The 14,906-nt window shown below is 61.4% G+C and carries 12 protein-coding genes and 1 pseudogene; 6 read left to right on the top strand and 7 right to left on the bottom strand.

Annotated elements, in window-relative coordinates; all coding sequences use genetic code 11:
- Window positions 1-1,353, bottom strand: coding sequence for a 3-oxoacyl-ACP reductase (locus ACRC4F_RS13380; protein WP_438659721.1), 1,353 nt, complete (start codon window positions 1,351-1,353; stop codon window positions 1-3).
- A 282-nt stretch (window positions 1,354-1,635) separates the two neighbouring features.
- On the opposite strand from ACRC4F_RS13380, the gene ACRC4F_RS13375 reads away from it, so the two are divergent.
- On the top strand, window positions 1,636-2,913 hold the full coding sequence (locus ACRC4F_RS13375) for an acetyl-CoA C-acetyltransferase (RefSeq protein WP_438659720.1): 1,278 nt from the start codon (window positions 1,636-1,638) through the stop codon (window positions 2,911-2,913).
- Here the strand turns inward: ACRC4F_RS13375 and ACRC4F_RS13370 are convergent.
- Window positions 2,900-3,928 (bottom strand): bile acid:sodium symporter family protein, encoded by a 1,029-nt coding sequence (locus ACRC4F_RS13370; protein ID WP_438659719.1) that lies wholly within the window; start codon window positions 3,926-3,928, stop codon window positions 2,900-2,902. The two genes, ACRC4F_RS13375 and ACRC4F_RS13370, sit on opposite strands and share 14 nt — an antisense overlap.
- 84 nt (window positions 3,929-4,012) lie before the next feature.
- On the opposite strand from ACRC4F_RS13370, the gene ACRC4F_RS13365 reads away from it, so the two are divergent.
- Window positions 4,013-4,804, top strand: coding sequence for an AraC family transcriptional regulator (locus ACRC4F_RS13365; RefSeq protein ID WP_438659718.1), 792 nt, complete (start codon window positions 4,013-4,015; stop codon window positions 4,802-4,804).
- Between the two features lie 205 nt (window positions 4,805-5,009).
- Here the strand turns inward: ACRC4F_RS13365 and ACRC4F_RS13360 are convergent, their stop codons facing one another.
- Complete coding sequence (locus ACRC4F_RS13360; RefSeq protein WP_438659798.1) at window positions 5,010-5,738, bottom strand: methyl-accepting chemotaxis protein; 729 nt, start codon at window positions 5,736-5,738, stop codon at window positions 5,010-5,012.
- Between the two features lie 129 nt (window positions 5,739-5,867).
- A pseudogene (locus tag ACRC4F_RS13355) lies at window positions 5,868-6,956 on the bottom strand (cache domain-containing protein); the annotation flags it as partial.
- A gap of 447 nt (window positions 6,957-7,403) precedes the next feature.
- Here ACRC4F_RS13355 and ACRC4F_RS13350 point away from each other — a divergent pair.
- Both ACRC4F_RS13350 and ACRC4F_RS13345 read left to right on the top strand, forming a co-directional pair.
- Complete coding sequence (locus ACRC4F_RS13350; RefSeq protein ID WP_438659717.1) at window positions 7,404-8,297, top strand: PA4780 family RIO1-like protein kinase; 894 nt, start codon at window positions 7,404-7,406, stop codon at window positions 8,295-8,297.
- Between the two features lie 220 nt (window positions 8,298-8,517).
- Complete coding sequence (locus ACRC4F_RS13345) at window positions 8,518-9,735, top strand: MFS transporter (RefSeq protein ID WP_438659716.1); 1,218 nt, start codon at window positions 8,518-8,520, stop codon at window positions 9,733-9,735.
- On the opposite strand, the gene cueR is transcribed toward ACRC4F_RS13345, so the two are convergent.
- The 3 genes from cueR to ACRC4F_RS13330 all read right to left on the bottom strand — a co-directional run bounded on the left by cueR (window position 9,689) and on the right by ACRC4F_RS13330 (window position 13,141).
- Window positions 9,689-10,102 carry a Cu(I)-responsive transcriptional regulator gene (cueR, locus tag ACRC4F_RS13340; RefSeq protein WP_438659715.1) on the bottom strand — a complete coding sequence of 138 codons (414 nt, stop codon included), beginning with the start codon at window positions 10,100-10,102 and terminating at the stop codon, window positions 9,689-9,691. The two genes, ACRC4F_RS13345 and cueR, sit on opposite strands and share 47 nt — an antisense overlap.
- On the bottom strand, window positions 10,099-12,492 hold the full coding sequence (locus tag ACRC4F_RS13335; protein WP_438659714.1) for a heavy metal translocating P-type ATPase: 2,394 nt from the start codon (window positions 12,490-12,492) through the stop codon (window positions 10,099-10,101). Before ACRC4F_RS13335 ends, cueR begins: the two co-directional genes overlap by 4 nt.
- A 265-nt stretch (window positions 12,493-12,757) precedes the next feature.
- Window positions 12,758-13,141 (bottom strand): hypothetical protein, encoded by a 384-nt coding sequence (locus tag ACRC4F_RS13330; RefSeq protein ID WP_074873510.1) that lies wholly within the window; start codon window positions 13,139-13,141, stop codon window positions 12,758-12,760.
- A 147-nt stretch (window positions 13,142-13,288) separates the two neighbouring features.
- On the opposite strand from ACRC4F_RS13330, the gene ACRC4F_RS13325 reads away from it, so the two are divergent.
- Both ACRC4F_RS13325 and ACRC4F_RS13320 read left to right on the top strand, forming a co-directional pair.
- A complete protein-coding gene (locus ACRC4F_RS13325; RefSeq protein ID WP_438659713.1) occupies window positions 13,289-13,486 on the top strand; it encodes a cation transporter in 198 nt (65 codons plus the stop codon).
- Between the two features lie 219 nt (window positions 13,487-13,705).
- Window positions 13,706-14,902 carry a multidrug effflux MFS transporter gene (locus tag ACRC4F_RS13320; protein ID WP_438659712.1) on the top strand — a complete coding sequence of 399 codons (1,197 nt, stop codon included), beginning with the start codon at window positions 13,706-13,708 and terminating at the stop codon, window positions 14,900-14,902.
- The last annotated feature ends 4 nt before the right edge of the window (window positions 14,903-14,906 follow it).

The following is a 14,906-nucleotide window of genomic DNA, read 5'->3' as shown; positions in this document are numbered from 1 at the left end:
TTATGCCCCCAAGACACTTTGCCCGCAGACTCGCAGCGCTTGCCCGGTGAACGCGCCGGTCCCCGGTTGAGCGAGCCACGCGACCGCTTCGGCAACGTCTTGTGGCAGGCCACCCTGGCCCAGCGAACTCATGCGTCGCCCGGCCTCGCGGATGCCGAATGGCAGGTGCGCGGTCATCTGGGTTTCGATGAATCCCGGCGCCACTGCGTTGATGCTGATACCGCGCTGATCCAGCAGCGGCGCCCAGGCCTGGGCCAGCCCGATCAGCCCGGCCTTGCTCGCCGCGTAATTGGTCTGCCCGCGATTGCCGGCGATGCCGCTGATGGACGCCAACAGAATCACTCGGCCGTTGTCATGCAAGGCGCCGCTGTCGAGCAGGGCCTTGGTCAGCACTTGCGGCGCGTTGAGGTTGACCGCGAGCACTGCGTCCCAGAATTCCGGGGTCATGTTGGCCAGGGTTTTATCGCGGGTGATGCCGGCGTTGTGGACCACGATGTCGACGCCGTCGGGCAGTTCTTCGATCAACTGCGCGGCGGCATCTTCGGCGCAAATGTCCAGGGTGATGCTGCGCCCGCCAAGGCGCGCGGCGAGCGCATCGAGGTCGGTCTTGGCCGGTGGCACGTCGAGCAGAATCACCTCGGCGCCGTCACGGGCCAGGGTTTCGGCAATGGAGGCGCCGATGCCGCGTGCGGCACCTGTGACCAGCGCCTTGCGTCCGGCCAGTGGGCGAGTCCAGTCCGACACCTGCGTAGCGCAGGCTTTCAAGCGAACGACTTGCCCGGACACGAACGCACTTTTGGGCGAGAGGAAAAACCGCAGCGGGCCTTCGAGTTGATCCTCGGCACCTTCACCGACATAGATCAGCTGCAGGGTGCCGCCACTGCGCAGCTCCTTGGCCAGCGAGCGACTGAAACCTTCCACCGCACGCTGTGCGCTGGCGGCAAACGGGTCGCTCAGTGTCTCTGGAGCACGCCCCAGAATCACCAGATGCGCATTGTGATCGAGGTTTTTCACCAGCGGCTGGAAGAATTCGCGCAGCTGTTTGAGCTGATCGGTCTGCACCAGGTCACTGGCATCGAACACCACGGCTTTGAGCTTGGGGCCGTGGCCGGGAATCCACGCGGTGGCCAGGGAAGGCTCGGCGCCGTAGCTGTAGATTGCGTCGGTCAAGCGGTTGGCGAAGGCGCTGACTTTTTCTGTCAGCGGGCCGCCGCCCATCAACAGCGCTCCTTCGACAGGCCGCAACCGGCCTGCTTGCCAACGCTCCAGGCGCACCGGAGACGGCAGTCCCATGGCCCCGACCAGACGATGGCCGATGGACGAATTGGCGAAGTCGATATAACGGTCAGACATGGAACGCACTCCGGCAGCTGGGGTTCAAAGTGTGGACCACGAATGGCAATCAGTCGTTCGATCCACGAGATTAGGCCTACGCTTGAACTCAGCAGATTAGTTCGTCGCAGGACTTTCAGGCGACCATCGACCTGAATTGGAATGCAATCCCTGTGGGAGTGAGCCTGCTCGCGATAGCGGTGCATCAGCCGCCATTGATGTGACTGACATACCGTTATCGCGAGCAGGCTCGCTCCCACAGGGGATCGGTTTTCAAATTGAATATTTCATCAGGAGCTTTTCATGACTCAGCTGCGCCGCGTCGCGATTATTGGCGGTAACCGTATTCCCTTCGCCCGCTCCAATGGGCCATACGCCACCGCCAGTAACCAGGCGATGCTCACCGCGGCGCTTGAAGGCCTGATCGAACGCTACAACCTGCATGGCCTGCGCATTGGCGAAGTGGTCGCGGGGGCGGTCCTCAAGCTGTCCCGAGACATGAACCTGACGCGTGAGTGTGTGCTCGGTTCACGGTTGTCCCCTTATACGCCGGCGTATGACATCCAGCAGGCTTGCGGCACGGGTCTTGAAGCGGCGCTGCTGGTCGCGAACAAGATTGCCCTGGGCCAGATCGACTGCGGCATTGCCGGTGGCGTCGACACCACCTCGGATGCACCGATCAGCGTCAGTGAAGGTTTGCGCCGGGTGCTGCTGCAAGCCAATCGCGCCAAGACCACCGGCGACAAACTGAAAACGTTTCTGCAGCTGCGCCCCCGGGACTTGATCCCGGAATTCCCGCGCAACGGCGAACCGCGTACAGGTTTGTCCATGGGCCAACACTGCGAATTGATGGCGCAGACCTGGAACATCCCCCGCGAAGAACAGGATCAACTGGCGCTGGAGAGTCATCAGAAACTCGCGGCCTCGTACACCGAGGGCTGGCATAACGACCTGATGACGCCGTTCCTCGGCCTGACCCGCGACAACAACCTGCGCCCGGACCTGACCCTGGAAAAACTCGCCTCGCTGAAACCGGCCTTCGAGAAAAGCGCCAAGGGCACGATGACGGCGGGTAACTCCACGCCGCTCACCGATGGCGCGTCGCTGGTGCTGCTGGGCAGTGAAGAATGGGCGAAGGAACGTGGCTTACCGATCCTCGCGTATTTGCGAGACGGCGAGGCCGCGGCTGTGGATTTCGTCAACGGTGCCGAAGGGCTGTTGATGGCGCCGGTGTATGCGGTGCCGCGTTTGCTGGCGCGCAACGGCCTGACCTTGCAGGACTTCGACTACTACGAAATTCACGAAGCCTTCGCCGCACAAGTGCTGTGCACGTTGAAAGCCTGGGAAGATCCGGAGTACTGCAAAACCCGCCTCGGTCTCGATGCGCCGCTGGGCTCCATCGACCGCAGCCGCCTCAACGTCAAAGGCAGTTCACTGGCGGCCGGGCATCCGTTTGCCGCGACCGGTGGGCGCATCGTCGCCAACCTGGCGAAATTGCTCGACGCGGCCGGCAAGGGCCGAGGGTTGATCTCGATCTGCGCCGCCGGTGGTCAGGGTGTGACGGCGATTATCGAGCGCTGACCAGTTCGGCGTTCTGCTGCGCGATGCGTTCGCGGTTGCGGTTGGCGTAACTCTCGGCCATCACCGAGCAGACGATCAGCTGCAACGGGTGATAGATCATGATCGGCAGCAGAATCAAGCCCAGGCCCGGGTTGGCGCCGAAGATCAACGCCGCCATCGGCGCGCCCGCCGCCAGGGATTTTTTGCTGGCGCAGAACACCGCCGCGATCTCATCGGCCGGGCTGAATTTCAAGGCACGGGCGGTGCGGGTGGTCATCCACAGGATGATCGCCAGCAGGATCGCACTGCCGATCAAAGCCGTGAGAATCACGCTGTTGCCCTGTTGCTGCCACATGCCCGAGACCATCGAGTTGCAGAAAGCCGAATACACCAGCAGCAGGATCACCAGCTTGTCGACGATGTTGGTGTAGCGCTTGTGGCGGGCAAAGAATTTGCCCAACCACGGCCGCAACAGTTGGCCGAGCACCAGCGGCAACAGCAACATCGCGCAGAGGTCGAGCAGGGTTGAACCCAGATCGATGCCGCCGGCACCGCTGCCGACCACCAGACTCACCAGCAACGGCGTCAGGAAAATCCCCAGCACGCTGGACAGGCTCGCGTTGAGAATCGCCGCCGGCACGTTGCCGCCTGCGCTGCCGGTCAGGGCCACGGAAGAAGAAATGGTCGACGGAAGGGCGCACAAGTAGAGGAAACCCAGCATCAGCAGCGACGGAATGTGTGAACCCAACAGCGTGTCGCTCAGCCACCAGATCAGTGGGAAAACCGCGAAGGTGAAACACTGGACCATCACGTGCAGCTTCCAGTTCTTCAGGCCATGGCGGATCTGCTCGCTGGACAGGTTGACCCCGTGCAGGAAGAACACCAGGAACACGCCGATGTTGATCACGTATTCGGCGTGCATCCCGCCGCCCGTAGCACCGAAGACCGGGAAGAAATACGCCAGCAGTGTGGCGATCAGCATGCCGCACAAGAACCAGTCGGTGACCACGCGTTTGAGGTGTTTGAAGGCATGCATAAGCGGCACCGAATACATTTGTAAGAATTGATGACTTAGCCTAACGTCGGCCTTATCTGCCGTCTTGCGACATAAGGCCAATCAATGCCGACTAACGGACAACTTTCACTCGAGCGAACGATTCCGACACTCAAAGCGTTACCCCGTCCACTGTTCGCGCGGGCGGAGAGTTTGAATGCCGGGTCGTGGACGCCGCCTCATCGCCACGACTGGGTGCAGTTTTCCTACGCCATCAGCGGCGTTCTCGGCGTGCACACTGCGGAGGGCAGCTTCTTTGCGCCACCCCAATGGGGGATCTGGATTCCGGCGGATCTCGAACATCAGGTAGTGACCTCGATGCGCGCCGAGATGCGCAGCCTCTATGTGCGCCGCGAAGACTGCGAATGGGCGGACGGGCGTTGCCGGGTGCTGGAAGTCACGCCGCTGGCCCGGGAGCTGATCAAGAGTTTTTGCTCGCTGCCGGTGGAATATCCACAGGGCGACAGCCAGGAAGCGCGGCTGGTGAATGTACTGCTGGATCAGTTGGCGAATCTGCCGGAGGTGGGATTTTCCCTGCCGTTGCCGCGGCATCAGCGGTTGCTCGGGTTGTGCAATGAGCTGATCGAAAGTCCGGAGCTCAGTGTGACGTTGCAGGAATGGGCGCAGCGGTTGGGGATGTCGGAGAAGACGCTGATGCGCTTGTTCCAGCGCGAGACCGGGTTGAGTTTTCGCGGGTGGCGGCAGCGGATGCGCTTGCTGTCGTCGCTGAGTTTGCTGGAAGAAGGCGACAGCGTGACCAATGCGGCGCTGTCTTGCGGGTATGACTCGACGTCGGCGTTTATTGCGGCATTCAAAAGCCTGTTCGGGTTTACCCCGGGGGAGTTGTTTCGGCAGTGAGATCCAGCCCCTCATCGGAACGCCGCCCGCCCATCCCTCTCCCCACGGGGGAGAGGGGAAAGGGAGCAGATTGGGGGCCTTTCAAGACCTGAGTTCGACTCGGGATTTTCAGGTCGCTGTATTCAGCACAAACACCTCGGTCAGTCCCCTCGCCCCTCTGGGGAGAGGGTTAGGGTGAGGGGTGGATGTAAAACCACCCCCATTCTCAAGTCCTGAACCGCCGAACCAACCCATCCAGTTCATTCGACAACCCGGCCAGGCTCTGCGAATCCAGTCTTGCCGAGTTCGCCAGTTCCGCCACCAGCTGCGCATCGCCATGGATCTGGCTGATGTGCCGATTGATGTCTTCTGCCACCTGATGCTGTTGTTCCGCCGCCGTGGCGATCTGCGTGTTCATGTCGCGAATCACATCCACCGATTCACGGATCAGCCCGAAACTGCTGCGCGCTTCGCCGATGCGGGTCACCGATTGTTGCGACACTTCCAGGCTCGCATGCATCTGCTGAGTCACCTGGCTGGTGCGCTTGGCCAGATTGCCCAGCAAACCATCGATTTCCGCCGTGGAATCCGCCGTGCGTTTGGCCAGCGCCCGGACTTCATCCGCCACCACCGCAAACCCGCGACCTTGCTCACCGGCTCGAGCGGCCTCAATGGCTGCGTTCAGTGCCAACAGGTTGGTCTGTTCGGCGATCGAACGAATGGTCCCGAGGATCGACTGAATGTCGTTACTGTCGCGTTCGAGTTGTTGCATCGACTGCGCCGACTGTTCGATTTCCTGGCTCAGGCGATCAACGCTGGTCACGGCCGCATCAATCTGTTGCTGACCTTGCCTCGCCTGACGCTGGCCACTGTCGGCGGATTCCGCCGCCTGGCTGCAAGAGCGCGCGACTTCGTTGGCGGTGGCGACCATTTCGTGGAACGCCGTGGACACCATGTCCACCGCTTCACGCTGGCGCCCGGCGGCTTCAGCCATGTCGCTGGAAACCTGGGTCGAGCTCTTGGAGGTGGCGAGGATTTTGGTCGCGGCGCCGCCGATGCTTTGGATCAGGTTGCGAATCGCCGTCAGAAACTGGTTGAACCAGTTGGCCAGCTGCGCGGTTTCGTCGCTGCCACGGATTTCCAGGTTCTTGGTCAGGTCGCCTTCACCTTGGGCAATGCCTTCCAGGCCATCGGCCACGCTGCGGATCGGGCGCACGATGACGCTGGCGAAACTGGCGCCGACAACGGCGAAGATCACGGCCAGCACGGCGGCGATGATCGCGATCAGCCAGGTCAGTTGGGTCGCAGTGCTCATCACGTCGCTCTGCTTGATCAGGCCGATGAAGGTCCAGCCCAGTTGCTCGGACGGCCAGACGTTGGCCATATAGCGTTCGCCGTTGAGTTCGACTTCGACCAGGCCTTTGCCGGCCTTGGCCAGTTGCGCATAACCCTCACCCAAACTGCTCAGGGCCTTGAAGTTGTGTTCCGGTTGTTTCGGATCGACCAGTACCGTGCCGGAGTTCTCCAACAGCATCAGGTAGCCGGTTTCGCCGAGCTTGATCTGTTTGACCAGCTCGGTGAGCTGTTTGAGCGACACGTCGATGCTGACCACGCCGCCGTTGGTGCCCAGCTTGTTGTCGATGGTGCGTACGGTGCTGACGTAGGACGTATCATTTTCGGCCCAGTAATAGGCCTCGGTACGGAACGGCTTGCCCGGTTTGGCCTGGGCCGCCTTGTACCACGGACGCTGGCGCGGGTCGTAGTTGGCCAGCTTGGCATCGTCCGGCCACGACACGTAACCGCCGGCCGCCGTGCCGAGGATGGCGTAGGCGTAGGACGGATGGGCGTTGCCCAGGTCCTGCAGGAAGCCGAAGACTTTTTTGTCCGCCTCGCCTTGGGGAACGCTGGCGGCGTCGGCTTTCATGTAGGTCTTGAGGCTGTCGTCGGAGTTCGTGATCAGCGGTTGCCTGGCCAGGTATTCGACGTTCTGGCTGATGCCGTCGAAGAACAGTTGCATGGCATTGCTGACCTGCCGGATTTCGCGACCGCTGTTGTCGACGAATTCATCCTTGGCATCACTGCGCAAGTTCAGCACAACGAGTGTGGCGACCAGCACCACGGGCAGGCAGGCGATGATTGCAAACGCCCAGGTCAACTTCTGTTTGATGTTCATCCGCGCTCCAGATTTTTCTTGTAGGCCCACGCAGTGCAGATGACTCGCGGATTATTGGCAGCCGTAAACGTATGTGATCAACCCGGATCCTTGAGCGCGCCATCGTTTTTGTGGTCGGAACGATTGTCGGACAAATCACTCTGTCACTGAGGACTTCGGCTGATTGAGGGGGAAATTGAGGCCTGTCGAGAAAAATCCTACGAAGGGTGTGAATTCAGGTGTCAGCTTCTGTCGTAAATGCCCTCACACCCCTTCGCCAACAAGTGGCGCAGGCTCAGCTATGATCTCGGGCGGCCGATGATGACCGGCGATGGATGACCGAATAATCCGGCACATTGTGTGCATCACGACGTTCATAGGTCGGCAACCCCTCCCCCGAACGAGTGGATTGCCGTATAACGAATGACTTTCGCGTGTTTGGTAATAAAGGACCCACAATAAAAGCTGATGAAGACTCCAAAACGCATTGAACCCCTGATCGAGGACGGTCTGGTCGACGAGGTGCTGCGCCCACTCATGAGTGGTAAAGAAGCAGCTGTTTATGTGGTGCGCTGCGGCAACGAGTTACGTTGCGCGAAGGTCTACAAGGAGGCGAATAAACGCAGTTTCCGCCAGGCGGCCGAGTATCAGGAAGGCCGCAAGGTGCGCAACAGCCGTCAGGCTCGAGCGATGGCCAAAGGCTCGAAATTCGGCAAGAAAGAAACCGAAGACGCCTGGCAGAACGCCGAAGTGGCGGCTTTGTTCCGTTTGGCCGGCGCCGGTGTACGGGTGCCCAAGCCGTACGACTTCCTTGAAGGCGTGCTGCTGATGGAGCTGGTGGCCGACGAGTACGGTGATGCCGCCCCGCGTCTGAACGACGTGGTGCTGGAGCCGGACCAGGCGCGCGAATACCACGCGTTCCTGATTTCGCAGATCGTGCTGATGCTGTGTACCGGTCTGGTGCACGGTGACCTGTCCGAGTTCAACGTGCTGTTGACGCCGGACGGCCCGGTCATCATCGACTTGCCTCAGGCGGTGGATGCGGCGGGTAACAACCACGCGTTCAATATGCTGGAACGGGACGTGGGCAACATGGCGTCTTACTTCGGGCGGTTTGCGCCGGAGTTGAAAAAGACCAAGTACGCCAAGGAAATGTGGGCGTTGTATGAAGCCGGCACCTTGCACCCGGCCAGTGCGTTGACCGGCGAGTTCGACGAGCCGGAAGAGTTGGCTGACGTGGGCGGGATCATGCGCGAGATCGAGGCGGCACGCCTTGATGAAGAGCGCAAACAAGCGGTGCGCGCGGCAGATGACGCGCCACCGGGCAAAACCGAAGAACCGCCTCCACCGTGGATGCAGTGATCGGATAACGAAAAACCCGGCTTCGGCCGGGTTTTTTGTAGAAGGTAATCTCCAGACACTGAAGATCAAATGTAGGAGTGAGCCTGCTCGCGATAGCGGTGTATCAGTCGACATCAATGTAACTGACACACCGCTATCGCGAGCAGGCTCGCTCCTACAGTGGATTTCCGGTGTGACTGGATTTTTGTACCCTGCCGTATCCCACACTCAAGGACTGAATGTGAACACCTGCACCCGCAACGCCCAGTTGATCATCGCCGCCCGTCTGGTCTCGGACTTCGGTGCCTTCCTCAACATGGTCGCCCTGGCCACGTACGTCTACCTCCTCAGCAACAGCGCCATGAGCGTCGGGATATTCCTCGCCAGCCGCGTGGGCGGTGGGGTGTTTGCCAGTCTGATCGGCACGTCGTTCTATCGTCGCTGGGCCGGGCGCATGCCGCTGATTGCCTTTGATCTGCTGCGCGCCGGGCTGCTGGGCCTGCTGCTGGTGCTGCCGGTCGCCCAGCAAGCACTGCTATTACCGTTGATCGCGTTCGGCCTTGGATTCGGCAACTCAATGTTCGCCATAGGGCTCAACAGCCAGTTACCGCACCTGATCGAAGGCGAGCATCTGCTCAAGACCAACGCCTGGATCACTTCGGCCTCGTCCGCTGCCATGGTCGGCGGAAGCCTGGTGGCGGGGCTGTTGGTGGCTGCTTTTGGCTTTGAAACAGTGTTTGCATTGAACGTGGTCACTTATCTGCTGGCCGCGTTATTTATCCTGCCGTTGCGGTTTTCAAGACCGGCTCCCACTACCGAACCAACCCCGGCGCGTGGTGAGTGGCATGCCTTGCGCCAAGGCCTGCGCAGCACACCCGTGGTCGCCGCAATGCTCGCCGTCACCATGGCCGACACGCTGGGCAGCGCCGCGCACAACGTTGGCTTCCCGATCATTTCCAGACTGCTGACTCCTGAATCCGCCAGCACCACGCTCGGCCTGATGCTGGCGGTCTGGGCCTGCGGAAAACTAATCGGCGCGCGCATCGCCAGTCGCCTCAAAGGTTCGGACAATACGAACCTGGAACGACGATTTTTCTATGGCGTGTTACTGATGTCCTGCGGCTTCATCCTGATGTTTCAGCAGCAGACCCTCTACGGTTTGCTGTTATTTTCGTTACCGGCGGGACTGGGTGACGGCTTCTCCGAGGTCGGCCTGATGTCGCGTCTGCAACGTGAACCGGACAGCCTGCGCCTGCCGATCTTCAGCTTGCTGACGCTGCTGCAAATGACCGGCTTCGGCGTCGGCATGTTGATCGCCGCGCCGTTCTATTCGTGGTGGGCGCCGGGGGCCGTGGTGCTGCTGTTCCATGGCATTCCCCTCACAACGTTGCTGGTGGTGAAGGTATTCGCGATCAAGGGCGGACGGGTTGCGCGCAGCAGCCCGACTCCAGGTTCTTGAGGATCGGGCAGTCGGGGCGATGGTCGCCCTGACAGTGTTCGACCAGGTCCTGCAGGGTGTCGCGCAACTGACCGAGTTCGCGGATTTTCTGGTTCAGTTCGTCGATGTGCTGGCGGGCCAGGGCCTTCACGTCGGCGCTGGCCCGCTGGCGGTCCTGCCAGAGGGTCAGCAGTTTGCCGACCTCCTCGAGTGAAAACCCCAGGTCCCGGGAGCGCTTGATGAACGCCAGCGTGTGCAGGTCGTCGTCGCCATAAACGCGGTAGCCGCTGTCGGTGCGATGGGCGGCCTTGAGCAAGTTTATGGACTCGTAATAACGGATCATCTTCGCGCTTAGGCCGCTATGCCGGGCTGCTTGGCCGATGTTCATCGGTTGTCCTCCAGATCCTTGGGTTTCCAGGTTTTCAACAGTAGCGCATTGCTCACCACGCTGACGCTCGACAACGCCATCGCCGCGCCGGCCAGCACCGGATTGAGGAAGCCGAACGCGGCCAGCGGAATGCCGATCAGGTTATAGACGAACGCCCAGAACAGGTTTTGCCGAATCTTTGCGTAGGTCTTGCGGCTGATGTCCAGCGCGGCGGGCACCAGCCGTGGATCGCCGCGCATCAGGGTGATCCCGGCCGCGTGCATGGCTACGTCGGTGCCACCGCCCATGGCGATGCCGATGTCGGCGGCCGCCAGGGCCGGGGCGTCGTTGATGCCGTCACCGACCATCGCCACCACGCCGGTCTTCTTCAGTTCGGCGACGGTGGCGGCTTTGTCTGCCGGCAAGACTTCGGCGCGGACATCGGTAATGCCCAGGGCTTGTGCAACCACTTTGGCGCTGCCACGGTTGTCGCCGGTCAGCAGGTGGCTGCTGATGTTGCGTGCGCTGAGCTGTTGCACCGCGTGCAGAGCGCCGGGTTTAAGCGTGTCACCGAACGCGAACAGACCCAGTACGGTTGGCGCGGGGCTTTGCTCGATCAGCCAGGAGAGGGTGCGGCCTTCGGTTTCCCATGCGGTTGCGGAGTCAGCCAACGGGCCTGCGCTCAAACCACTTTCTTCCAGCAGCCTGCGATTCCCCAACGCCAGACGACGACCGTCGAGCGTACCGGCGATGCCTCGTCCGGTCAGCGATTGGCTGTCGCTCACATCCGCCACGGTCAAATCGCGTTCGGCGCAAACGTCCAGAACGGCCTTGGCCAGCGGGTGTTCGCTGCCGCGTTGCAGAGCGCCGGCCATTTGCAGCAGGGCGGCTTCGTCACCGTTGATGGCACTTAAATGAGCGATTCGCGGTGCGCCCGAGGTCAGTGTGCCGGTCTTGTCGAACACCACGGCGCTGACTTCATGGGCACGTTCCAGTGCCTCGGCGTCCTTGATCAAAATCCCGTAGCGGGCGGCGACGCCGGTGCCGGCCATGATCGCGGTCGGCGTGGCCAGACCCAATGCACAAGGACAAGCGATGACCAGCACGGCAACGGCGTTGATCAACGCGGTTTCCATCGGCGCGCCGTACAACCACCAGCCGATCAACGTCGCCAACGCGATCAACAGAACGGTCGGCACAAACACCTGGCTGACTTTATCCACCAGCTTCTGGATCGGTGCCTTGGCGGCCTGGGCGTCTTCGACCAGTCGGATGATTCGCGCCAGCACGGTTTCTGCGCCCAGGGCCTGGGTGCGAACCAGCAACCGACCTTCACCATTGATCGCGCCGCCAGTAACTTTGTCCCCGAGTTGTTTGGGCACCGGCAGGCTTTCGCCGCTGATCAGCGCTTCGTCGGCGTGACTCTGGCCTTCGACTACTTCACCGTCCACCGGGAAGCGCTCACCGGGTTTGACCATGACCAAATCATTGAGGCGCAAGGCGCTGATGGCGACGTCCTGCTCGCGGCCGTCGATCACCTGAATGGCGCGTTCCGGGCGCAAGGCTTCGAGGGCGCGGATGGCGCTGGCGGTCTGGCGTTTGGCGCGGCTTTCCAGGTATTTGCCCAGCAACACCAGGGCAATCACCACCGCCGAGGCTTCGAAATACAAATGCGGCATGCGCCCGGCCGCCGTGGCCCATTCATAAAGACTCAAGCCGTATCCGGCGCTGGTGCCCAGGGCGACCAGCAAGTCCATATTTCCGGATCCGGCGCGCACGGCTTTCCAGGCGGCCACATAAAAACGTGCGCCAAAAATGAACTGCACCGGCGTGGCCAGCGCGAATTGCGCCCAGGCCGGGAGCATCCAGTGCACGCCAAACGGTTGCAGCAGCATCGGCAACACCAGCGGCAAGGCAAGGGCGATCGCCATGATCAACGCCCAACGCTCACGGTGCAGGCGCTGTTGTTGCTGATCGGTTTGCGGGTGTTCGAGTTCCCGGACGCTGGCGCTGTAACCGGCCTTGGTCACAGCGGCGATCAGGGTTTGCGTATCGATTTGTCCGAGCAGTTCAAGATGGGCGCGTTCGTTGGCGAGGTTGACGCTGACACTCTTCACTCCGGGCACTTTGCCCAGTGCGCGTTCGACGCGGCCGACGCAGGATGCGCAGGTCATGCCGTCGATGCTCAATTCCAGACTTTGCTGCGGCACGCTGTAACCGGCCTGCTGCACCGCGTCCATCAAGGCCGGCAAACTATCGCTCGGCGCCTGGACCCGCGCCTGCTCGGTGGCAAGGTTGACGCTAACGGCAGAGGCGCCGATGACTTTACTCAAGGCACGCTCGACACGCCCGGCGCAACTGGCGCAGGTCATGCCGGCAATCGGCAGATCGAAAGTGGTGGATTCGGACATCGGTCGCGCTCCCTGTAGAAGATGCCTACAGGATCAACCTTGCCATGCTGGCAAGGTCAAGCACCAGTCTACAAATCGCAGCAGACCAAAATGTGGGAGCGAGCTTTTGTGGCGAGGGGATTTATCCCCGTTCGACTGCGAAGCAGTCGTACACCAGTGCACTCGGTGTAACTGATACGTAGCGGTTGCAGATTTTGGGGCGGCTTCGCCACCCAAAGGGGATAAATCCCCTCGCCATAAAAGCTCACTCCCACAGGGATCTGGGTCAGTAGTCGAGGGCTGTGGGCTTGAGGTACATCCCTTCCTGCGTCATCGCAATCCGGAATTTCAACACGTCCCCGGCCTTGAGCGTGATGTTCTGCGAACCCGGTGCGAGCATGCCCGGGTTGCAACCCGGTGCCTGGCCCGGCAACAGTTTGAGGCGCAGGGACACATTGCCCGGCGGCAGGTTGAACGAAGTGCTTTGTTCCTGGAACAGCCGCGCCGACAGTTGGTCCTGTATGTACACGCCGATCTCGCAGGAGGTCGCGACTTCCAGGCGCTCGCGGGAAATGATCAGTACGCCATAGTCCTCCCCGGCGGCTTGAACTGAAGGTGTCGCGGCAAACAGGCTGAGGAAGCCAAACAGGCTGAGAGCTGACCAGCGCATGGCTGAATCTCCTGAAATCGAGTCATTGATGCTCGCAGCTTGGCCGAGCGCGCCGCCGATTGCCAGCCCGGCAGATTTCTGCAGAACTTGACCTTGCCATGGTGGCAAGCTCGAGACTGCTCGCAACCTCACAAAAGGAGCCACACCATGCAAGTGTTCAACGTTCAAGGCATGTCCTGCGGTCACTGCGTCAAAGCCATTACTCAGGCGCTGCAAGCCAAGGATCCCGCGGCCAGCGTGCGGGTTGATCTGGCGGCAAAGGAAGTCGGGGTTGAAAGCGCGCTGACGACCGAGCAAGTGATCGCTGCGATCACTGAAGAAGGCTACGACGTAAAACTTGCCTGAGACCAAGCACAAATCCCCTGTAGTAGCGAGCCTGCTCGCGAAGCGGTTCATCATTCAGCATTGATGTTGGCTGACACTCCGCTATCGCGAGCAGGCTCGCTCCTACAGGTTTTATGTTTATCCAGTGGTATTTAATAGTTAGCGACCTAACGGAATGTTCAAGGCGTCGCTGCGCGGCTAGACTGTCGGGCTGCCGCCCCATGCCCAACTGGATGCCTGATGAACTTCCGTACCATTTTGATTCTTGGCGCCCTGAGCGCTTTCGGCCCGCTGGCGATCGATTTCTATCTGCCGGCATTCCCGGCGATGGCGCTCGCGTTCGGCACCGATGAGCAACACGTCCAGCTGACGCTCGCCGCGTATTTCCTTGGCCTGTCCCTCGGTCAACTGGCGTACGGCCCGGTGGCGGACCGCTTCGGGCGACGGATTCCCTTGCTGACGGGCGTTGGCTTGTTCACCGCCGCCTCCCTGGCCTGCGCGTTTGCGCCGAATCTGGAATGGTTGATCGGTGCGCGGTTCATTCAGGCACTTGGTGGTTGTGCAGGGATGGTGATCGCCCGGGCGGTGGTCAGTGACAAATGCGACGCGGTGGGTTCGGCGAAAGTCTTTTCGCAGCTGATGCTGGTGATGGGCCTGGCACCGATTCTCGCGCCGATGCTGGGTGGGCTGCTGGTCAACACCACCGGCTGGCAATCGATCTTTCTGGTGCTGACCGGTTTCAGTGCCCTGGCGGGCTTGGCGGTGGCGATCGGCCTGCCGGAAAGCCTGCCGGCCCATGTGCCGCGTCAGCCGTTGTCGGGCGCGTTGCGTCAGTACGGACGGCTGTTGGCGGATCCGGTCTACCTCGGCCACGCCTTGACCGGCGGTATCGCCATTGCCGGGATGTTTGCCTACATCGCCGGTTCACCCTTCGTCTTTATCAAACTCTACGGCGTTCCGGCGGAGCATTTCGGCTGGTTGTTCGGGACCAACGCGGCGGGCTTCATTCTGGTGGCGCAGGTCAACGCGCGACTGCTGGCCAAGCGTGGCCCGGCATTCCTGCTGGTTCGTACGGTGTGGATCTATCTGGGTGCCGGGCTGACACTGCTCGCCGTCAGTGCGATGCATACCGAAGAGTTATGGCCGCTGCTGATTCCGCTGTTTATCTGCATCGCCAGCCTCGGTTGCATCCTCCCCAATGCCTCGGCCTGCGCCATGAACGGGCAGGGCGCACGCGCCGGCAGTGCGTCGGCGATGCTCGGTTGCCTGCAATTCAGCGTCGCTGCCGGCGCGGCAGCGTTGGTCGGAGTTTTACACGATGGCAGTGCCGTGCCGATGGCGATGGTCATCAGCCTGTGCGGAATTCTGGTGGTGAGCGCGGCGATGCTCACCCGGCGTTTGCAAAATGCCCGGGCATTGGCGCAAGCCCAGGTCTGAGGGC

The organism is Pseudomonas sp. (genome assembly GCF_051660785.1).
GTDB lineage: Bacteria > Pseudomonadota > Gammaproteobacteria > Pseudomonadales > Pseudomonadaceae > Aquipseudomonas.
This window is presented reverse-complemented; position numbering and strand designations above follow the sequence as displayed.